21 protein-coding genes are annotated in these 20033 nt (G+C 32.7%); 12 read left to right on the forward strand and 9 right to left on the reverse strand.

The features are described from left to right. Positions 1-8 precede the first annotated feature (8 nt). Together ACFX4G_RS25530 and ACFX4G_RS25535 are read left to right on the forward strand one after the other, a co-directional pair. Positions 9-1121: a GerAB/ArcD/ProY family transporter gene (locus ACFX4G_RS25530; protein ID WP_340448754.1), complete on the forward strand. Its 1113-nt coding sequence runs from the start codon at positions 9-11 to the stop codon at positions 1119-1121. Between the two features lie 212 nt (positions 1122-1333). Beyond that, positions 1334-2434 (forward strand): GerAB/ArcD/ProY family transporter, encoded by a 1101-nt coding sequence (locus tag ACFX4G_RS25535; RefSeq protein WP_230185126.1) that lies wholly within the window; start codon positions 1334-1336, stop codon positions 2432-2434. A gap of 707 nt (positions 2435-3141) precedes the next feature. Here ACFX4G_RS25535 and ACFX4G_RS25540 read toward each other — a convergent pair. Then, complete coding sequence (locus tag ACFX4G_RS25540) at positions 3142-3594, reverse strand: YoqH family protein (RefSeq protein WP_377577771.1); 453 nt, start codon at positions 3592-3594, stop codon at positions 3142-3144. 151 nt (positions 3595-3745) lie between these two features. On the opposite strand from ACFX4G_RS25540, the gene ACFX4G_RS25545 reads away from it, so the two are divergent. Continuing rightward, a complete protein-coding gene (locus ACFX4G_RS25545) occupies positions 3746-4249 on the forward strand; it encodes a hypothetical protein (protein WP_377577774.1) in 504 nt (167 codons plus the stop codon). A gap of 37 nt (positions 4250-4286) precedes the next feature. Here the strand turns inward: ACFX4G_RS25545 and ACFX4G_RS25550 are convergent, their stop codons facing one another. Continuing rightward, entirely contained in the window at positions 4287-4556 is a 270-nt protein-coding gene (locus ACFX4G_RS25550) for a hypothetical protein (RefSeq protein WP_098366591.1), read from the reverse strand. 149 nt (positions 4557-4705) lie between these two features. On the opposite strand from ACFX4G_RS25550, the gene ACFX4G_RS25555 reads away from it, so the two are divergent. Together ACFX4G_RS25555 and ACFX4G_RS25560 are read left to right on the forward strand one after the other, a co-directional pair. Then, positions 4706-4924, forward strand: coding sequence for a hypothetical protein (locus ACFX4G_RS25555; RefSeq protein WP_098366527.1), 219 nt, complete (start codon positions 4706-4708; stop codon positions 4922-4924). Positions 4925-4972: 48 nt separating this feature from the next. Further along, positions 4973-5179, forward strand: a complete 207-nt coding sequence (locus tag ACFX4G_RS25560; protein WP_371400302.1) for a DUF6007 family protein — start codon at positions 4973-4975, stop codon at positions 5177-5179. Between the two features lie 258 nt (positions 5180-5437). On the opposite strand, the gene ACFX4G_RS25565 is transcribed toward ACFX4G_RS25560, so the two are convergent. Together ACFX4G_RS25565 and ACFX4G_RS25570 are read right to left on the reverse strand one after the other, a co-directional pair. Continuing rightward, entirely contained in the window at positions 5438-5989 is a 552-nt protein-coding gene (locus ACFX4G_RS25565) for a GNAT family N-acetyltransferase (protein WP_377577777.1), read from the reverse strand. Between the two features lie 105 nt (positions 5990-6094). Next, complete coding sequence (locus tag ACFX4G_RS25570; protein ID WP_377577780.1) at positions 6095-6976, reverse strand: ABC transporter six-transmembrane domain-containing protein; 882 nt, start codon at positions 6974-6976, stop codon at positions 6095-6097. A gap of 192 nt (positions 6977-7168) precedes the next feature. On the opposite strand from ACFX4G_RS25570, the gene ACFX4G_RS25575 reads away from it, so the two are divergent. The 3 genes from ACFX4G_RS25575 to psiE all read left to right on the forward strand — a co-directional run bounded on the left by ACFX4G_RS25575 (position 7169) and on the right by psiE (position 10562). Beyond that, entirely contained in the window at positions 7169-7984 is an 816-nt protein-coding gene (locus ACFX4G_RS25575; RefSeq protein WP_377577782.1) for a MerR family transcriptional regulator, read from the forward strand. Positions 7985-9141: 1157 nt separating this feature from the next. Continuing rightward, on the forward strand, positions 9142-9627 hold the full coding sequence (locus tag ACFX4G_RS25580) for a DedA family protein (protein WP_377577785.1): 486 nt from the start codon (positions 9142-9144) through the stop codon (positions 9625-9627). Between the two features lie 506 nt (positions 9628-10133). Next, entirely contained in the window at positions 10134-10562 is a 429-nt protein-coding gene (gene psiE, locus ACFX4G_RS25585) for a phosphate-starvation-inducible protein PsiE (RefSeq protein ID WP_307598504.1), read from the forward strand. Between the two features lie 333 nt (positions 10563-10895). Here the strand turns inward: psiE and ACFX4G_RS25590 are convergent, their stop codons facing one another. After that, on the reverse strand, positions 10896-11390 hold the full coding sequence (locus tag ACFX4G_RS25590) for a DUF2716 domain-containing protein (protein ID WP_377577789.1): 495 nt from the start codon (positions 11388-11390) through the stop codon (positions 10896-10898). Positions 11391-12268: 878 nt separating this feature from the next. Here ACFX4G_RS25590 and ACFX4G_RS25595 point away from each other — a divergent pair. Next, positions 12269-12709, forward strand: coding sequence for a YaiI/YqxD family protein (locus ACFX4G_RS25595; RefSeq protein WP_377577792.1), 441 nt, complete (start codon positions 12269-12271; stop codon positions 12707-12709). Positions 12710-12976: 267 nt separating this feature from the next. On the opposite strand, the gene ACFX4G_RS25600 is transcribed toward ACFX4G_RS25595, so the two are convergent. Further along, positions 12977-13117: a hypothetical protein gene (locus ACFX4G_RS25600; RefSeq protein WP_179866295.1), complete on the reverse strand. Its 141-nt coding sequence runs from the start codon at positions 13115-13117 to the stop codon at positions 12977-12979. Positions 13118-13863: 746 nt separating this feature from the next. Between ACFX4G_RS25600 and ACFX4G_RS25605 the strand changes: the two genes are divergently transcribed. Then, the gene (locus ACFX4G_RS25605) at positions 13864-14052 is read left to right on the forward strand and encodes an IDEAL domain-containing protein (RefSeq protein WP_098250210.1); all 189 of its coding nucleotides are present in this window, start codon (positions 13864-13866) and stop codon (positions 14050-14052) included. Between the two features lie 190 nt (positions 14053-14242). On the opposite strand, the gene ACFX4G_RS25610 is transcribed toward ACFX4G_RS25605, so the two are convergent. From ACFX4G_RS25610 to ACFX4G_RS25620, 3 genes are all read right to left on the reverse strand, one after another. Continuing rightward, on the reverse strand, positions 14243-14542 hold the full coding sequence (locus ACFX4G_RS25610) for a DUF2653 family protein (protein WP_028409937.1): 300 nt from the start codon (positions 14540-14542) through the stop codon (positions 14243-14245). Positions 14543-14555: 13 nt separating this feature from the next. Further along, positions 14556-15008, reverse strand: coding sequence for a hypothetical protein (locus ACFX4G_RS25615; RefSeq protein ID WP_377577795.1), 453 nt, complete (start codon positions 15006-15008; stop codon positions 14556-14558). A 519-nt stretch (positions 15009-15527) separates the two neighbouring features. Next, positions 15528-16961: an amino acid permease gene (locus tag ACFX4G_RS25620; protein ID WP_377577798.1), complete on the reverse strand. Its 1434-nt coding sequence runs from the start codon at positions 16959-16961 to the stop codon at positions 15528-15530. Between the two features lie 636 nt (positions 16962-17597). Here ACFX4G_RS25620 and hutP point away from each other — a divergent pair. Both hutP and hutH read left to right on the forward strand, forming a co-directional pair. Beyond that, positions 17598-18062 (forward strand): histidine utilization transcription antiterminator HutP, encoded by a 465-nt coding sequence (gene hutP, locus ACFX4G_RS25625; protein ID WP_028408945.1) that lies wholly within the window; start codon positions 17598-17600, stop codon positions 18060-18062. 309 nt (positions 18063-18371) lie between these two features. Further along, on the forward strand, positions 18372-19883 hold the full coding sequence (hutH, locus tag ACFX4G_RS25630) for a histidine ammonia-lyase (RefSeq protein ID WP_377577801.1): 1512 nt from the start codon (positions 18372-18374) through the stop codon (positions 19881-19883). Positions 19884-20033: the final 150 nt, after the last annotated feature.

A 20033-nucleotide genomic window follows, 5' to 3' on the forward strand; every position in this document is an offset into this window, starting at 1 on the left:
GCCAGTGAATGGAGAAAGCTAAAATTAGTGCTAGTCAGCTCTTTATTTTAATGGTCCTGTTTGAACTGGGGAGTGCTTTGCTGGTACCACTTGCAATAGATGCCAAACAAGATGCGTGGCTTGCGATTCTGCTTGGAATGGTATGCAGTTTCATTCTCTTATTAGTCTATCATAAGCTTTATACCTATTATCCCAACCTTTTGCCTACAGAATATATGCAAAGGATTCTAGGAAAAGTACTTGGAACCGTACTAGCCTTTGTTTACATTCTTTACTTTATGTACGATGCCTCAAGGGTTCTACGGGATTTTGGTGAGATGTTGTTAACTTTTGCCTATGCTGATACCCCTTTATTCATCGCGAATGCATTGTTAATGCTTGTCATTATTTATACCATTAGAAAAGGAATTGAGGTCATAGCTCGATCCGGAGAACTGCTTTTTATTTTTATGTATGTCCTTGCGGTTGCTGGTTTTATTTTAATTGTATCTTCTGGATTAATCGAGATTAAAAATTTACAACCTATTTTGGAAGAAGGTTTATTTCCTGTCCTAAAAGTGGTATTTACTCAAACTTTGTATTTTCCATTTACAGAAGTCATTGTATTTACCATGATTTTACCGTATTTAAATAATCCTAAGAAAGCAAAGGTGACCATGCTATGTGCAAGTGGATTAAGTGGAATCAATTTAATTATTACAATGCTCATTAATGTTTGTGTATTGGGAGTTGATTTAACTGCACGTTCACAGTATCCACTTCTTAGCACAGTGGAGAGCATCCAAGTAGCTAATTTTTTAGAACGGCTTGATGTATTTTTTATGCTTGCCTTAATCATCACTATCTTCTTTAAAATCTGTGTACTATTTTATGCAGCTGTCGTAGGAACTGCTAGTCTGTTCAAGGTTAAATCACCTTCACGGTTATCGTATCCTTTAGGGCTCATCATTCTCTTTTTGTCCATTACCATTGCGAGTAATGTTCAAGAACATAACCATGAAGGACTGAAGGTGGCAATGCTTACTATCCACATTCCTCTAATTGGAATTGTTCCTCCTTTACTTCTTCTTGTAGCTTTCTTTAAAAATAGGAAGAAGCATGGGAAAAATACCTTTAACTAGCTAATTTTCATATGGAATATTGTCATCTCTGTTAAATTCCCCAGTAAAGTTCTTACCCGTGGAAAGAATACTTTTACCCTAGAGTTAACCTTAAAGTAAATCTAGTATCTATTACATAACGTTCGAAAAATCGGAAGTGGTGAAAACAGTAAAGGCTAATCCAAAAAATTAAAATATTTCCTTAAATACAGTTGAAAAGGAAGGCGGATTGAATGGAGAAAGCTAAAATTAGTGCCAGTCAGCTTTTTATCTTAATGGTTTTGTTTGAGCTGGGTACTACTCTATTGTTACCTATTGCCATGGACGCAAAACAGGATGCTTGGTTTGCAATTCTGCTCGGAACAGTATTTAGTTTTGTTCTGTTTCTAGTCTATAATAAACTTTACTCGTACTATCCAGATATTTTACCTACAGAGTACATGCAAAAAATTTTAGGTAAATCCATAGGAAGCGTACTGGCCTTTCTTTATATCTTTTATTTTATTTATAATGTAGCAAGGGTTCTACGTGATATCGGCGAGATGCTGTTAACCTTTGCCTATCCTGATACCCCTTTGTTCATTGCGAATGCTTTATTGATTCTTGTTATTATTTATACAGTTCGCAAAGGTATCGAAGTAATAGCCCGATCAGGAGAAATCTTTTTTATAATCATGTATATCCTAGCCATTACTGGCTTTATTCTGATTGTATGTTCGGGGTTAATCGATATTACGAACTTACAACCAGTACTTGAAGAAGGGATATTCCCACCCTTGAAAGTTGTTTTTACTCAAATCTTGTATTTTCCTTTTAGTGAAGCAATTGTGTTTACAATGATTTTACCGTATTTAAAAAACCCAAAGAAAGCCAAAGTGACCATGTTATGTGCATCAGGATTAGCTGGCATCAACTTGACTATTGCCATGCTGATTAACATTAGTGTACTTGGGGTTGATTTGACTGAACGTTCCCAATTTCCTCTTCTTAGCACCATACAAAGCATCCAAGTAGCTGACTTTTTAGAACGTCTTGATGTGTTTTTTATGATTGCTTTAGTTACCGGTGGCTTCTTTAAGATAAGTGTGTTGCTTTATGCGGCTGTCATAGGAATGGCCAACTTATTTAAGATTAAATCACCTTCACGACTTTCATATCCTATAGGGCTTATGATTCTATTTATGTCAATGACGATTTCTAGCAATTTTCAAGAACACCTCCATGAAGGATTGGGGATAGAGATGTTTGTTTTGTATATTCCCCTCTCTGCGATTATTCCTCTTCTGCTACTTCTTGTTGCTTTTTTGAAAAATAGAAAGAAACAGAGAGGATAAAAGGTTCATTTTCCTGATTTTTCTTATGATGAAATAACTCTTACAATCCGTTGAATCCTTCTAAGCTAATGTTTATTAATGTGATTTTAAACTATGGGAGGTGTTTTTTTGTATACTTGGTTTTATGATCATTTCATCAACACAATTCTATTTCCTCTTACTTGTATAGGGATGGTAGCTATCATGTTGAGTGCGTATGCGTACTTAAAATTGAGGAAAGAAAATAATCAATAGTCTCTAGGAATTGTTGATTTTTAATATCGACTTTCTTCCCCCTTTAAAAAAGCTGATTATGTTTAGTTTACTTTTCGTCATATTATTAAGTAAAACTAAACGTATTTTATTAAAAGTAGTGTTACTGATTTTACTCCATGTAGACAAACAATATATTTGTCGCCACTAACTGTAAATAGTAAAACCTTAATAATAAATAAAATAATTTAGTATTTACTTAACTGACAACAGAACTTAAATCAGGTTATTTTTTTAAAACAGAGTCTATTACAACATTTAGTTTTAAAGTTATATGTATATGAATCTATAAATCTGGCCAGACTAATAACATATTTCCCCTATTCCAATAAATTTGAAAAACCTTTGTCTATATGGACAAAGGTTTCTTTTTTAATCACCTACATAAAGTTTAGAAATATTGAATGAGCATGTATTAAACTAAACGAACCGTTTCAAGTAGTAAGCTATTTAGCTCAATTACAAGATGAAAGGGTACCTTGTAAGAGTGGTGATCCTAATTTTTCTGTTTTAGAATTTGAAGGGCGCACCTGTATCTTGACGTTTTTCATCTCTTCCGTAATCCAATCGAACTTTCCAGCCCACGTAACGCCATCTTCTTCAGGTGTAGAATATAGTTTAAAACGCCAACTAATGTAACCTGGAATGGTTGCAAATCCTTCATATTGATCATACCTACCATAAGTAGAAGGGTGAGGGAGGTGGACAGCCATAATACTAATGTTTGTTCGAGCAAAACTGGGTTGGTTCAATTGTACTTTGTAAATTAGAGCTGTTCCTTTTGCATTTTTTAAATGTTTGTCTACAGGTTCTAATATCAAACTACAAGGCATTTTACTGGCATTGGTTTGATTTGGATAAGCAAGTACTACAAACGACAAGACTATAACTAAAGTAAGTTTTTTCATGTTATTTCCTCACATTTTTTAGTTACTATCCCCTATTGAATACACATTTATTATGATGAAATCAAAGCAGCAGTCATTTTAGGAAAACAGAAGGATAGTATCAACGTAACTGGGCAAAAATACAACAAAATATGAATATAGGATGAGATATATGAATAAAAGGGTAGCGCTTTCACTGCTGATACTTGGTATCTTCGCTTATGGAATAAATTACGGAACTGCATTTGCCAATTCAATAGAAGAAAGAAATCGACCTGAGAAAGCTTGTAGCGAGAAATTTGAAAAGTATCGTAAAAAACTTGATGATAGGGTGCTAAAAGATATTGTTAAAAGTTATAGCTTAGATTTATCTGGGTTTCAGGAATTCACAAACAGAGAATTAGATTTAAAAGTAGGAGATAGCATGAATGACCACTCTGATCAGATCTCATTGCAACACTTGTTTGTGGGAGGTAGCATTGGGTCAATGAGATTGTTTTTGGAAAATGGATTAGAAGGAACAAGAGGATATTTCCTTTATAAGAGAGTTGATGGAAATAACGTATTGAAAGTATTAAATAAAATGGGGAACATTTGGGTTGTTATGACAGTCGATGAAAAAAAAGCAGAAAAACTTGAGCAGAAGCCTTTTAATTGGGACAAATGTGCTGATTAAGTAGACCAAAGAAGCAAGCGTTCTGTGCTCGCTTCTTTTAACTTTCACCAAAATTCATTGCGAAAAATAGCATACCTAACATGATAAGTAATGGGATTACTACAAATGAGGTCAAACTAAAGTATTTCATTAGCCCTCTTTCATGTTTTCCAAAAGCTATTACTCCACATGTAAAGCCGGCAAGATAAACAACGACTCCTATATAAAGAATATTTGAGTTGTACACTGACGTGAAATATTGACCGACTCCAATAACAATTCCAAGCAACGATAACCACAAAGAGTATTGACTAAAACGTTTCTTCAATTGGATCCTCCATGAACTAAACATATGGTTAATAATAACATTTATTTATCTATCAGTTAACATAAAATGTATTATAAGCACGTTTACTAAAAATACATTTATTTCTTTTTATGGTAAAATAAAAATGATAATGTATAGGGGGATTCATATTGATTAAAAATTTACCTTTGCTAATTTTCATTTTAATAATTGGAGTTAGTACTTCTACAATGAGTACTAATGAGCATTTGCCTATGTTTCTTGAATGGACTTTACCAATAATAAGTATTATTTTTAATGCTACTGCAGTTGTAGGGCTATCCTTACACGTATTCGTATATAAACCTATGAAGCAAGCAGAAGATAACCTAAATGAAGTTATTAAATAAAAGAACTTTGTAAGCTATGAAACGGAGGAATAAAGAAAGTTGAACGATATGTTACATACAAAAAAACTATTTAAAGACATGATGATTTGGGAATGTGTATTATTTATACCTTCACTTTTACTCATGTCATACTTACCTTTAAATAATTTACTAGACATGTTTATTAACGTTATTATCCTTATTTTAAGTGTAATAGGAATATTTGCTATACGTACGTACATAAAAGATCAAAGAACAAATTGTATCGACAAGTAAAAAGAGCACCTTTGAACGGGTGCTCTTTTTTAAATTCAGTTACCATAAAACGGATTTCCGGAAGACATCACAAAAGGAACTCCTTAAGGCCGAACAGGGCCCAAATTGTTAGAGGTAATTTTACCAAGTCATGTATCGTTTTCTTTATTAACAACAAACAGACTCTTATTTTACAAATTGTCCGCCCTTAGATAAACGGGTATCCACGAATTTAATACTTATTTCGTTATTCATCTAAATTACGAAGTTATTTTTTCCTTAGAGTTCATTAATAGAGCTATTTTTTATCCATTCATTTTTTAATAATGCATATTGAAGAGTGTTTTCATACTTAGGTGTTCCATCTTCGTAGGTAGTAAATGAAATAAACTCAACAAAACATCCTTCTTTACGCATTCCTAATTTCTTACATAGTTTTTGTGATTTGTAGTTATCCTCCTCAACGTATGCATAAACTCTTCTTGCATCCTTTTGAGTAAATAAATACTTAAGGAAGGCCTTTACGCTCTCACTTGCATATCCTTTTCCTTCATATTGAGCATTAAAATGCCAACCAATGGAATAAGTGTCTTGCTCTTCTTTTAAATAGAATATTTCTCCTATTAGATAATCACTCTCTTTTAAGCAGACCGCAATAATAGAATCGTCTTCTCCTCTTTTTTGAATTTTCAAGGCAGCTTCTTCTATTGTCTGAACTTTATCTTCAAGAAAGCAACTTACCCTTGGATTAGCCAAGTATTCTAAGAGACCTCGAGAGTCTGCTTTATAAAAATTTCTTATTATTAGTCGATTAGTTTCAATTTTTTTCATTAAAAATCCTCCTAACCTATATTTACGGACTTATTTCTCTGAAAAGACAACAACAATAATTTAGGAAATAACATAACAATAATGGTTGGCTAAGATTTTGTGGTTTTAGCTGTTAACGTCTTCAGCAACGCGTTCACCAATATCAAATACACGCGAGATATTTTGTACAATTTCAGGAAGAGCGATTACGGCCTCTTGGAACATCCAAATATAAGCCAGGACTGCATAAATAGCACCAGCCGTAATACCCTCAACCCCTGTAAGTCTGAGGAGTGCAGTTAGGGTTAAGAGAATAACAACGACTTCCATCATCCCCCACGTTTTAGCCTCAGCATTAGAAATGGCAATACGCCATAAGCGTAATCGTGCAAAATGTTTTTGAACAATGGTAAGTGGACCATGAACAACAATATCTGCTTCTTCTTCAATCTGATTGTTAAGTGCATGATTCAGACGATAAGAGCGTCTACCAAACCAATGATTTATGACCAGTATTGGAATCATTGCCAATAGACTTAAAAGTCCAATGAACGAATCATAAAAAAATAGCATGATAATAGCTCCTAAAAACCTAATAACCGTTGTTGCAACTGCCGGTAGCTCCATTTGAAAGAAATCTACTACCTCCCGAGACAGTGAGACGCGTCCTACAATTCGAGTTCCTTTTACTCCATCCGCACGCTGACGCTCCACCATATCTCCAGCAACATTAGAATAAATTCCAACAAATACTTTTGTATCGTAAACGTGTCTGAACAACCCGACTCCTAGATGAAGGACCCATAGTAAAGCAAGTGGTATAAGACTAGAAGGATTCCCTTTAAGCAAGCCATCGATTGCAAAACCAGTGGTTGCAGCGTACAGGAGATCACATATATTCTCAACAATAGTGAGCATATAGGTAAAACTAATACCCTTACGGTTTTTGGACCATATACCTTGAAGAAGTTCACCTACGGAGGATTTTTTCTTTTTTATCTCTTGCATCTTTTCAACTCTTCCTTTTCTTTAATTAAACAAATTTTAATTTTATTTATCACTTTATCTTTAAATTCATTATTAATTACTCTTTCCACCTACATAAAAAGAGTAAAGGACTTAACATTGCTATTTATATCTCCTTTCCAGTACAATGAACATCATAAAGTATATGGTTACCGTATAGTCAAGGAGGATTTTATGAGTGAAGAGTTAGAAAGGTATTTTACTACTGGTGAATTCGCAAATCTCTGTCGTGTAAAAAAACAAACTCTGTTTCATTATGACGAGATAGGGTTACTTTCACCTCAAATAAAAAAAGAAAATGGATATAGGTACTATTTGTATGAACAATTTGAAGTCTTTCAAGTGATTGCCTTATTTAAAGAATTTGGTGTCCCACTAAAAGAGATAAAAACTCTCTTAACAGATAAAAACCCAAGAAATATGATTACACTTTTAAAGGAAAAAGCGTTTGAAATTGAAGAAAAAATTAAACATCTTAATCACTTGCAGGCAATTATTCAGACGCGTTTACAGTTAACAGAACATGCCTTGAGAACCGATTTTTCGTCTATTTCAGTGCAACATTTAGAGGAAGAAACCTTTATGATTAGTGAAAATATTCTAGAAGAAGCCGACCAAAAATATACTACGGTTATTCCGGAACTCATTCATTATACTCAACTTCATAAATTGGATAGGGGTTATCCTATCGGAGCAATGCTCGCGAGAGAACAAATCCAAAAACATGAGTTTAATAATTACAAACACTTATATGTCAAAATTCCAGAAGCGAGAGGCAAAGTACATTGTCACATACGTCCCCAAGGACTATATGTTGTTGGATATCAAAGAGGTGACGAATCCGATCATACCTATAATCGAATTATTCGATTTGTGGAAGAACAGGGGCTGAAAATAGGGAAGTATGCGTATGAGGAGTATATGATCGATGAAGTAATGGCAGATGGGATAGAAAATTCAGTTACCCGAATCCAACTTCAAGTTCGATAAAGAAACTAAATCATTTATTAATAAATCCTCTAAAAAGAAAAATATAATAAAGAATTGTATGAAGCATTAATTGGCAGTTGGTATGTAGGCCATTAGTGCTTTTTGCATGTAAAGATTTAATTTTAGCTATAGTAATTTAAGAATGTAAAGAGATTCAATTGTTTTTCTATTAGTAATACAGATAGTACCAAAAGTTCTTCTCTTTTTATTTCAAGTCAAAGCAAATCAGCCCTAGCTCACAGTAATAAAACGGATTTTACTTATAAAACCGCGCTTGACTATATGGTAACCATATACTTTATGATATTCATTGTGCTAGGCATATAAACAACAACAATAGGTCTTTATACGTTTAAAGAAGGTAAACAAACCAGCTAACTAAGTCGACGGTAAATTAATCAATCGAACTAAGGTCTGTTTAATTAAAGAAAAAGAAGAGCCAAAAAAGCGCAAATCTTCACAAGAGAAACGTATGTAGAATGTGGAATTCACTACTTTACTGATAGATATTACTTTAGATCGTATTTAAAACATATCTTTCTAGATAGTTTGGTAATTGCTAATGTGTATGGAAAAAGCATGAGTTCATTGAAATCTAAAATACATTTTCTTTTTCATCTCTGCATGGGAGAGGAATAAATTGAGCAATTAAGACGTTGAAAACGGATTAAAGCTTACTTGTAAATGTAAAAGAATAATTTAATGGAAGTGATAATTGTGGAGATTATATTTAATTTTTTCGGAAATTTTTTTGAAGCATTTATTATAATTTGGATTTGTTTATTTGTAATAGACATGTTTAAAAACCAACGCATAACAACAAAAAACAAAATTAAGTTAACCTGGCAACTTGCTTTAATAGGGAGTGGTATAAACACAATAGTTGATTTATTTTTATATTAGATAGGCTTTATAAAAGTTCTAAACATTTACATGAGTAGGTTTAGCAATCCTAAATCATTTAATTATCTAAATGTATGTAATTAAAAAGAAAAGATTAGCAATTAAACTATTTGAGATTATTCAAGTGTATAACTGTTCATTTGCTGCCACCTTTCTTATTCCTTACACATCCTGTTTTGAGCAATATTTTTGTAATACGTAAAAATTTCCTTTCATTTAAAATCTGAATACCCAAAAGAAATGGGGACATAAATATGGAGACAATTGAGCATTTAATCACTAATTATGGTTATATTGCTATTTTCTTAATGCTTACACTTGGAATTGTAGGTTTACCAATACCTGATGAGGCGTTAATGACGTTAGTTGGTTATTTTACGCATGTTGGAGTATTAAACTATGAATTTGCCATCGTCATTAGTTTTACAGGTGCCCTGGTAGGCATGTTAATTAGTTATTTAATCGGGCGTAAATTTGGCCGTCCCTTAGTGAAGAAATATGGGAAATGGGTGGGGCTAAAAGAGCAGAGAATGTTAAGAGTAGAAAAATGGATGGACAAATATGGTGCCTATTCGCTTATCTTTGGATATTTCATCCCTGGCTTACGCCATCTAACATGCTATTTTTCAGGAATTTCACAGATGAAATTTAAAACATATCTTTTATTTGTTGCAATTGGTGCTCTTTTATGGTGCATCACCTTCATTACGATTGGAAAAGTTATTGGAGTCATTTCGTAGCAGGGAAAATCTTTGATTACAGGTTTAGATAGAAGACTAATTGTGTTTAAAAATTGAAAGCAAGATTTTAAGTTTACACTTTAATAAAGTTATGTATTTGTTCAAATTAACTTCTGGTCCACCTCTCGTTACATTCTCTAGCAGCAATTCACGTTAGCTTATTAAAATTTAAAAATCCTTGTATACGGACTACCGTTTCCTATCTAAAAGCCTTACAATTCATGTTATTGAATTAATTATTTTGTAAATTTTTTATCATGTGATTTCCTTTTGTATCTATAAAACACACTGTTCTTTACAAACAAGGCAAGCTATTAGTATCCATATATAAGAAATGTAAAAAACACATATTTAATGGCATCAATCAATAGATAATTCAATTTTGATTATTTGTAAGATAAATAGCCAACCACAGTACACTACACATAAAAAACATATCGAACCTTTAAAATAACCCTGACTTCAGGGGAAATCACTGTAATAAAATAAGGAGTTATTTATTTAAAATGCAAAAGAGAGCACTTGATTTAAAAAAGATTATTGTTCAATTACCTGACATGTTACAAATACTGTTAAATACCTGCTTGTTTTTTATAGGACTTACTTTAAGTTTTCTACTTATAAAAGAAACAGGATACATTTTTTCTTATGTAGCATTCGTGACAGCTGAAAATAAAGATTATTATTCATTTACTGAAGAGTTATTAACTTTCTTTTTATATTTTGAGTTTATAGCTTTAATTATCAAATACTTTAAGTCTCATTTTCACTTTCCATTACGCTATTTAATTTATATTGGCATTACAGCCATTATAAGGCTGATTATTGTTGATCATGACAACCCAGTTAATGCATTCTGGTGGGCTATGGCTATCTTTATATTAATTACTTCATTGCTATTAACAAATTTAAAGTTTTTAAAAAGAGAGTATTGATTACTTATGTAAGAGTAAAGACCATTAGCTCATCTAAGTAAGCTTTATAAAACAAAAAGGGATTACTCTTAAATGGTTTGTTATGAGTTTTGATGTAAATATTGTGAAAATGCCTCTTATCGTATCACGTTTACGTCCCCTACGTTGAATAATATTTATAATAGAAAGTAAACTATTAAATATGCCCCAACGCATTAACCTATGTGATAATTCATGTAGCAGAAAGCTCCCTACGGAAATAGGGAGCTTTTCTTTTTTGATTGTGTAAAATATATAAAGCCGGTTAACATAAAACACATTCTCGGTAGCAGAAAAAAGGTTAACTCTAATGAGTTAGCCCTCTCTTAAAATTTCACGAAACATTATAGGTTTGTGTTTATCAAAAGTACTTATTAAATCTTTTCCAAATATCGTTATACTTCGTTCCCAAGGGTGTCCCAAAAAGCCCCACTTAAAATCTTTCTGGATAAAAAAATAATAATCACCATCTGGAAAAATTGGTATTGTCCATTCTCCAAATTCATCTCTTTCGAATTTCAAACGTGGATTTACCCAATAACAGTCGTGTTGCCAATTCAGTGCTAGGATGCATTCTTCAGCTAATGTGTTCTCTTTAAACGCAAGTAATGCTTTTTCTTCAAGGTCATCATAAGTATCTACACCTGGTACCGATTCACCGAAATAATCGGAAATATCATAAGTTATAAAAGGGTAAGGCACCTTAAATGATGGGAATTTAGAAATACTTGGATTAAATTTAAAATCTTTATATACCTGCTTCCAAATTTGTTTATACTCTTTGTCGGTAAACGACACCCAATTTTTCATTAACTAGCCACCTTTCCTATTTGATCACCTAAGCAGCTAATTACATTATAATTTGAAAATAGATAATCTGAGAAATATAAAAGTACTAGCTAAACCTGTATATCATATACAAAATCAGTTTACATAATACCTCTTCCGGTACACAAGCAAAAAGAGAACCCTTGGTAGCCAAGGGTTCTCTTTTTGCTTTATGCAGTTTTTTTATACATCCTTGACACACTAACGTTTAGGAGCACAACCAAAGAGATGTTGATGTATAAAAGAACCACCTTTTATACATATGTAGAGCACATCAAAAATAGTATGAATATTAAAAATATGTTACAGTCAGGTTGTTCATTCTCGGATACGTTTGAACGACCCCTTATATGAAAACAACCTCGCTTGCCAATAGCGAGGTTGCTTTTTATTTTGCTTACCTTTCAGGACGCTTAGTTACGTATATTTTATATGTATAAGGTATTTAATTCTCCCTCTTAAAACTCACGATTCATACTCCTTTTCTTCATCAATCCATCTATCTTCAGTCAATAGTCCACACTTAGGGCATTTATATTTCGGATCTATTTGAGTTGTTATTTCCTCAACATTACAAGGTTCACATAAATGAATTAAAAACAAATATCACCACACTCCCAATAAATAGAAAACACATCATTATTATTATGGGTTTCATATGTGATAATAACATCTTTTTCATACTTTAGAAGGTTACGTGAGATCAAATTAGCTTCTCCTTTTAAAAGAGAGAGCATCAAACGCGCGCTTTAATACAACAATTGTTTTTTAATAATTTTAGGTAAAATATCTTTATCGTTTGACAAAGGATAAGTCTTCCATTATCATCAACTCAAACTTATTTACGGGGAGAGTTAAAGATGAAAATTTATGTTGATGCAGATGCTTGTCCAGTAAAAGATATTATTATCTCTGAAGGTACGAATGCTGAAATTCCTGTTTTCCTTGTTACTAGCTTTTCTCATTTTTCTAATGTGGAACAACCATCAGGAGTGGAAACCATTTATGTTGATTCTGGAGCAGATGCTGCGGATTATCGGATTATGGGGTTAGTAGAAAAAGGGGATATAATCGTTACGCAAGATTATGGCCTTGCTTCGCTAGGTTTAGCAAAAGGGTGTGCGGTACTTCACCATAATGGGTCTAGCTATACAAATGAAAACATTGACCACTTATTACAAACACGTTATCTGAGTGCAATGGCGCGAAAAAGCGGAAAGCGTACAAAGGGGCCAAAACCATTTACACCCGAAGATAGAGAGAGATTTAAGGGGCTTTTTAAAAGAGCAATTTCACGTTAAAAAAGAACCATCCATTTTCAAGAAAACCCTAGAAAAATAAATTGCCAAATATTAAACTAACCTGCCTCGTTAGCTTAAGTAAATAATAAAGTACTTCCGTTATAAGCCCTTTAATCTTCCAAAAGATTTAACATTGAATTTAGTGTATTAAATACTTAAGTAGAAGTACCAATAGGCGACCTATTCCTTCTGCTCAGAAAGATAAAGTCACCTACACGATTTTTCCATTCATTATTATTTACCCCTTCCTTTTTCCTATTTATAAATTTATTGGTTTACATGTTTCTGTTCTAACTGATTTACTACATCTTCCTGACATTCATTGATAAATAAATAAGTAAGGTATGAATGTAAATCAAATCGTTCTTCATTAATAAATGTAGAGAAAACCTGTTTATATTCGCTCAATAGTTTGACCTCCTTTATGCAAGTTCCTATTTTTTATTATTGTCTAACTAGCAATCTCTTATACATACAAATTAACAAAATATTTTATATGATAAGCTATTTTCATCTTGTACTTTGGCCCCGCCTACGCCATATACAATGATAGCCAAGCTTGCTATCCAACCTTATTTCATTATATATGTAATCGCTTACGAAATAAATTAAAATAATTGAATATTCTGCTTTTTAAGCAATATTAGGGACATCATGGAAAATTCTTATAGGTAGCTAAAAAATTAAATAATTAGAAAGAGACTGTATATGTTAAAATGTTGGACTAAAATCAAAGAACAGTCCGCAAAAGTATATGTTTACGAACTTTTCTCGTATATGGAGAACCTGCCATTTTCATCGTTTAATTAAGTTTAAAAAATAAATGACGAAAGTCTTTTAAAAACTATGCACTTTTACGAACGTTTCTGATAGGAAAATAGATTAAGCTAATGGTTTGCTGTTGTTAAACATGACTGTTAGAACCTATATTCTTAAAAGTTAGTTTGTAGATCTCCTTCAACAAATAAATAAAACAGTTTTTATGCTCGCTTTAGAGTTTATAAGTATGAAATAACAATTAGAATAACAAGAGGATTATCAATACATGGAGTAAATATATTCATTATTTTATTTTATCTATCAATCTCGTATAAACAACGTTAAAAAGGAGAATAATGTTTAAAGAGGAGAAAAGATAAAGGGGCTGATTTTTAATGGAAAATAATGTACTTAACGAAAATTATCCAAGTTTATGTGATGAAATGCTGACTGAATTGTTTTTGGATCAAACGATGAACGATTTCAAAAGAAGTAAGATCCTTAAGGAAATAGATCAGTCTTTAAAGAATAAAGATAAACAAGCTTTTTTACGTTTAACAGAGGAACTTAAATCTGTATCTTAATAAAAACGATGTAATATAGAAGAAATTCATTAAAAAGAAGCCTTCTTTTTTAAAGACTGAGGCTTCTTTTTATTTCACATTTATATATATCTTTTTATAATAAACTAAACTTATAATGAGAGAACTTATTGGTTCCAGTACGAAAATGCTCGGAAGTCTCATGTCAAAAGTAATTAGTAATTACTAATTACTAATTACTTAATACTTGAATAGATGCAGTAAATCTATTCTTTTCCGAAAAAGATAAATTAACTTGTAGATGATTCGCGACTAACTGGTGATAGTCCTGTAAATATACTGCAACAGCATCAATGATGTCTTGTTCATGCAATCGCGCTGTACGTCCTAATGCTAAGGTGGAAGCAGTAATCCCAAGGGAAGGATGAAGCTCCAAATCTACTTCTACCTGTTCAGGTTCAATTCTTTCTTTTAGAGCAATATAAATACAAACGCTATCCACAATATCTTGTTCGTTAAATAGTACTTCCATTCTAAATTTCTCCTTAATATCTTCTTCTTGTAAAGATGTTTTTAACTACCCAAATGATGACTAAAATCACAAGTATATCTACAAGAATTCCTAAAAAAGAAAATCCATGTGAAGGATTATTTCCATATGCACCGTTATAATTCCCACCAAATGGATGAAGCATATGCCCTAAAAACGCACCTGTTCCAAAAGCTGCAACATGAGTCAGTATACTTTTTGCTCGTGAAGGCGGGGTCTGGTTATATGTCGTGTGAGACCTAGTATATGATGGTGTTCTTGTAACGTTGCTTGACGGAGACTTATATCCAGAATGATAAGTGCCACTTGAATATGTCTCCCTACCTGAATGAGAACTGAACGAAGAACTGTGACTGAAAGAACTATGACCACTAAATCCTTTTGCCTGAGCAACATTTGGTAAAGCTATTGCAAATATTAATACAAATATTAAGGTCAATTTTTTCATTACAATTACTCCTGTCTTTATTAATCTAATATAGCTAATTTATAATAAAGTTTCTTTCTTAGAGAGCTTATGTAGCTGTTACTATACCACTAAATTTATAATTTTCTACTATTTTCATCTATTTTTAATGTGATTTTAAGATGAATTTTAGAGTGATTATCATGATTAGAAAAAGTGTAAGAGGTTTCAATATCTAATTGATATGTGAAATTAACATAAAAGAAGGTGATATAATTTATAAGAATTATAAAAGAAAGAAAAAGACGAAAAATAAATGTAGAGTATAATAAAGGTCTTTTTCAAAAATATAGAGGTAACCCATATTCAGATGGCAGAGTCTAATCACATGTTTTATAAAAAGGGTTGAAGGATTAATTCGTGTATAATGTTTGTTAGTGTAATTAAAAAGCAGATCTTATCCAGGGATAAAATCTGCTAAAAAATCAAAAAAGGTAATGAAAATATCGTGATTTACTCAATGATTCATTAATTAAAGGAAGAATGTAATTCCCACTTGGTCTATTCCCCAGAACTTCTCTTCAATATTACTGTATCTTTTTCCTTATCTATCTTCTTATGAATACGTAAGTAATAGTAGGCATAGCACCCAATTGCAAATGGGATACCGCAATATAAAGCAGCCCTGAGAGAATCAACAAAAGCCATACTAACAATGACTACTAAACAGAGTACAAAGCAGGTAATTGGAACAATAGGATACAGGGGTGTACGGAAGTTTAATTGATTAATATCATTTCCCTCCGCAATATAAGCTTTCCGGAAATTTAATTGAGATAAGGCAGTTAACATCCAAACAGTGATACCAGCTAGACCAGCAATCGATACTAAAATTAGAAAAACAGTATTAGCAGCAATGAAGCTTGTTAAGAGGGATAGACATGCTACTAAAAAAGTTACACTTAATGCCCGTAATGGTACCCCTTTTTGGCTTAATTTTGAAAAAGATTTCCCAGCAAATCCTTCGCAGCTCATAGCCCATAGCATTCGTGTAGAAGCATATAATCCTGAATTTGCAACCGATAAAACCGCAGTAAGAATAACAAAATTCATTACATCTGCTGCATACGGTATCCCGACATTGTCGAAAACATAGACAAATGGGCTATCTACTGATCCTGCTTTTTTCCAGGAGACTAAACTAACGAGGATAAGCATGGAAATGACATAAAAAAATACTGTTCGCCAAACCGTATTTTTAATAGCTCTAGGGATTTCCCTATGTGGATTTTCAGATTCTCCAGCTGCAATACCAATCAATTCGGTTCCCTGAAAAGAAAAAACAACTCCAATCATGGCAAAGAAAACACTACTAAATCCATTTGGAAAAAGTCCTCCATTATTCATTATGGTAGAAACACTTTGAACTGGATTTTTTGCCCCATGAGTATCAAGAAATCCAAAAATTATACCTGCCCCAATTATTATAAATAATAAAATGGTTACGATTTTAATACTTGAAAACCAAAATTCTGTTTCTGCAAAACTGCGAGTAGACAGAGAGTTAATGATAAACAAAGAAGTTCCAAAAATAGCACACCAAACCCAAACAGGAATATCAGGAAACCAGCGCTGCATTAATAATCCAGATGCTGTGAATTCGACACTTACTGTAACTGCCCAATTCAACCAGTACATCCATCCCACAGTAAAACCTGTTCCAGGTCCTATATATTTTGTTGCGTAGGCTTGAAATGATCCTGTCACCGGCATAGATACGGTCAATTCACCAAGACAAAGCATAACTAAGTACATTAAGAAACCCACAACAAGGTAAGCTAATATAGCCCCACCAGGACCTGCTTCATTGATAATATGACCCGAATTTAGAAAAAGGCCTGTTCCAATTACTCCACCAATTGAAATCATAAATAAATGTCTGCTTTTCATATTTCTTTGAAGCTCATTGGGTATTTCTATTTTTTTACTATGCATGTATAACCCTCTTCCTAATAGTATGATTTAATTATTTTTATGTTATAAGCAGGGTTCTCCTTTAAACTAAAAATTTAAATGAGCAGATTGGTTGGAGATAATTTAAAATATGTTTTGAATGAAGATAGTTTCTTTATGATTTTTAAAATAGCTATTAAAACCTCACAAAATATAATTTAGCTTTCCTTTCCAAGTTACTATAAGTCTTTCCAACACAAAAAAACTTCGCAAAAATACTAATTTCCTTTTTGCCAAGTTCCATTCTATAAACTAATAACTAAATTGGAGTCTTGTCTTATTTACTTAACTACGCCTAAATAAACTTATATAAGTAATTTTTTTAAGTTTGATAAGTATCTGATCTACTCTCTTGGAGAAAACCCTATTCTAAAAAATAACATCATACCTAATTTTTATATTTCCATCTTTTTGTTAAGATCCTCCATTAACTAAAATTTAATTCATCCACTAAAGGCTATATTATCTAGAATTTTCAGAATTATATTTAGTATATCTACCGAATAAATAGTTGTCAACGCAAGAATGTATGCGCTACCAAAGGCTGGGTTGACACCTAATATACTCTTCAGTATATACTAATCTAGTAGTAAGGGAAGCACAAAGGGGGAACATCTTATGAGCAATCAGGTTAAACAAAAGAATAATTTTTCAATGGGTAAGTTAACTTCTTTATTGGTTCTCTTGCATAATACTGAACTGGTGAAAGAAGTTGAACAAGAACTGGACTCAAGGGGTTATAACTATACAGTTGGAAAAGTTGGGGCTATGGAGCTATCAAAAGTAGTTGCTGCTGTTGAAACAAGTGCTAAAAATAACCATATTATAAATGCTAATTCGTATAGGGAAGTCCATGCTCTTTATCATGCCATATTGGAAGCAATTCAGGGAGTAAGTAGAGGGACTTTACAGTTAGGAGATATTTTACGTACAGTTGGTTTAACTTTTTCAATTGTTAGAGGAAATATTGATTCCTCTGGTTATGGTGGAGAATGGATTAGTGTATGTGTCTATGGAACTATAGGGGCTCCCAAAAAAGGGTTTGAACATGATGCATTAGGTTTTGGGTTCAACCATATCTAAAAAACTCTATTCAAGGTAATTTAAATAAATAATTTTAAATTTTTCAAAAAATAATTGACAAATTATTCAGATAAAGAGATACTAGTTTCAGATACATTAGTTGCTTTAAGTTTTAGACCTTAAAGTATAGATTCATTTAGAATTGTTAGTTATGTTTGTTTTAGATATTTAAAATTGTATTTAAAGCCCATAGTTTATTCAGTTTAGTTTATAGGGGGCTATATCAAAAAAGATTTGTTTCTTTTTTGGTATAGCCCCTTTTTATGTTCAAAAAAATAAGATTTTTTAATTTAAAGAGGAGTGATTAGAATGTTCGTTCAAATAGACGGTAACTCATTAACGTATGAACAAATTCATCAAGTTATTTATGAAGGTTATTCTGTTAAAATTAGTGACCACGCTCTAGAAAATATCAAAAGAAGTAGAGCTTTAGTGGAGGATAGCATTACCAATAACAAGGTAATTTACGGTGTGAACACAGGATTTGGAAAATTCAGTGACACAGTAATTTCGAAGGACGATTTAGCTGACTTACAAATCAATTTAATTCGAAGTCATGCTTGTGGGCTTGGAGAGCCATTTCCTATAGAAGTAAGCCAGGTTATGTTACTTCTAAGAGCTAATGCATTAGCGAAAGGCTATTCAGGAATTCGTCTAGAAACACTGCAGTTATTAATAGATTGTTTAAATCAAAATATCGTTCCAGTTATTCCTAGTCAAGGATCGCTAGGAGCAAGTGGTGACCTAGCTCCTCTATCGCACTTAGCCCTATTATTAGTTGGAGAAGGAGAAGCCGTCTTTAATGGTGAAAAAATGTCAGGTGCAGAAGCATTGAAATTAGCAGGTCTTCAACCAATCAAATTGCAAGCTAAGGAAGGGCTTGCTTTAATCAATGGAACCCAAGCCATGACTGCTGTAGGTGTGGTTGCTTATATGGAGGCTCAAAAGTTAGCTGACCTTTCAGATGGAATTGCTTCCCTAACGTTAGAAGGTTTACAAGGAATTGTTGACGCTTTCACGCCAGAATCTCATTCTGTAAGGCCTTACCCTGAACAGAAACAAGTGGCTGAACGAATTCTTTCTTACCTTGACGGTAGTCAACTAACCACTACTCAAGGACAAATTCGAGTTCAAGATGCGTATTCATTACGATGCATCCCACAAGTCCATGGTGCTATTCAACAAGTTTTAAATTATGTAAAAGAGAAACTATCGATTGAGATAAACTCAGCAACAGATAATCCACTAATCTTCTCGGACAGTGGAAATGTTATTTCCGGTGGAAACTTTCATGGACAACCTATCGCTTTTGCGATGGACTTTCTTGGAATTGCAATGTCTGAAGTAGGAAATATTTCTGAAAGACGTATCGAACGATTGGTGAATCCCCAACTAAGTGATTTACCGGCATTTTTAAGTCCTGACCCTGGTCTTCAATCAGGCTTAATGATTACTCAATATGCTGCTGCTTCATTAGTTTCGGAAAATAAAACATTAGCTCATCCTTCTAGTGTAGACTCTATTCCATCTTCTGCTAATCAAGAAGATCATGTGAGTATGGGAACAACTGCTGCTCGCCATGCTTATCAAATTATTCAAAATAGTAGAAGGGTACTTGCCATCGAAGCTATCTGTGCTGCTCAGGCTGCTGATATTAGAGGTGTAAGTAAGTTAGCTCCAGAAACAACGAAACTTTATTCAAGAATTAGAAAATCTGTTCCAACAATTACAAAAGATCGAATCTTCTCACGTGATATTGAAAAATTGGCTGCTGATTTAAAAGGGGGTGTAAAAGAAGTTAATTACGAAATGGTACGTTAATGAACATGTAAAGTCGTTTTTATTATAAAACTCTAGCATAAACTTATTAAAATATTAGGGTATCAATCTTTCTTTTTCTCAATTATAAAGATTTACGAGATTTCCTGTGTAAAGTAAACCCGTATGAAATATGGCCAGATTACAAGTAAT

It is taken from the genome of Priestia sp. YIM B13486 (assembly GCF_042787865.1).
In the GTDB taxonomy this organism is placed as follows: Bacteria; Bacillota; Bacilli; order Bacillales; family Bacillaceae_H; genus Priestia; species Priestia megaterium.

Bases quoted from the DNA above. Each gene is read 5' to 3' on its own strand.
- ACFX4G_RS25530 (WP_340448754.1), top strand. From the start codon at position 9: ATGGAGAAAGCTAAAATTAGTGCTAGTCAGCTCTTTATTTTAATGGTC.
- ACFX4G_RS25535 (WP_230185126.1), top strand. From the start codon at position 1,334: ATGGAGAAAGCTAAAATTAGTGCCAGTCAGCTTTTTATCTTAATGGTT.
- ACFX4G_RS25540 (WP_377577771.1), bottom strand. From the start codon at position 3,594: ATGAAAAAACTTACTTTAGTTATAGTCTTGTCGTTTGTAGTACTTGCT.
- ACFX4G_RS25545 (WP_377577774.1), top strand. From the start codon at position 3,746: ATGAATAAAAGGGTAGCGCTTTCACTGCTGATACTTGGTATCTTCGCT.
- ACFX4G_RS25560 (WP_371400302.1), top strand. From the start codon at position 4,973: ATGTTACATACAAAAAAACTATTTAAAGACATGATGATTTGGGAATGT.
- ACFX4G_RS25565 (WP_377577777.1), bottom strand. From the start codon at position 5,989: ATGAAAAAAATTGAAACTAATCGACTAATAATAAGAAATTTTTATAAA.
- ACFX4G_RS25570 (WP_377577780.1), bottom strand. From the start codon at position 6,976: ATGCAAGAGATAAAAAAGAAAAAATCCTCCGTAGGTGAACTTCTTCAA.
- ACFX4G_RS25575 (WP_377577782.1), top strand. From the start codon at position 7,169: ATGAGTGAAGAGTTAGAAAGGTATTTTACTACTGGTGAATTCGCAAAT.
- ACFX4G_RS25580 (WP_377577785.1), top strand. From the start codon at position 9,142: ATGGAGACAATTGAGCATTTAATCACTAATTATGGTTATATTGCTATT.
- psiE (WP_307598504.1), top strand. From the start codon at position 10,134: ATGCAAAAGAGAGCACTTGATTTAAAAAAGATTATTGTTCAATTACCT.
- ACFX4G_RS25590 (WP_377577789.1), bottom strand. From the start codon at position 11,390: ATGAAAAATTGGGTGTCGTTTACCGACAAAGAGTATAAACAAATTTGG.
- ACFX4G_RS25595 (WP_377577792.1), top strand. From the start codon at position 12,269: ATGAAAATTTATGTTGATGCAGATGCTTGTCCAGTAAAAGATATTATT.
- ACFX4G_RS25605 (WP_098250210.1), top strand. From the start codon at position 13,864: ATGGAAAATAATGTACTTAACGAAAATTATCCAAGTTTATGTGATGAA.
- ACFX4G_RS25610 (WP_028409937.1), bottom strand. From the start codon at position 14,542: ATGGAAGTACTATTTAACGAACAAGATATTGTGGATAGCGTTTGTATT.
- ACFX4G_RS25615 (WP_377577795.1), bottom strand. From the start codon at position 15,008: ATGAAAAAATTGACCTTAATATTTGTATTAATATTTGCAATAGCTTTA.
- ACFX4G_RS25620 (WP_377577798.1), bottom strand. From the start codon at position 16,961: ATGCATAGTAAAAAAATAGAAATACCCAATGAGCTTCAAAGAAATATG.
- hutP (WP_028408945.1), top strand. From the start codon at position 17,598: ATGAGCAATCAGGTTAAACAAAAGAATAATTTTTCAATGGGTAAGTTA.
- hutH (WP_377577801.1), top strand. From the start codon at position 18,372: ATGTTCGTTCAAATAGACGGTAACTCATTAACGTATGAACAAATTCAT.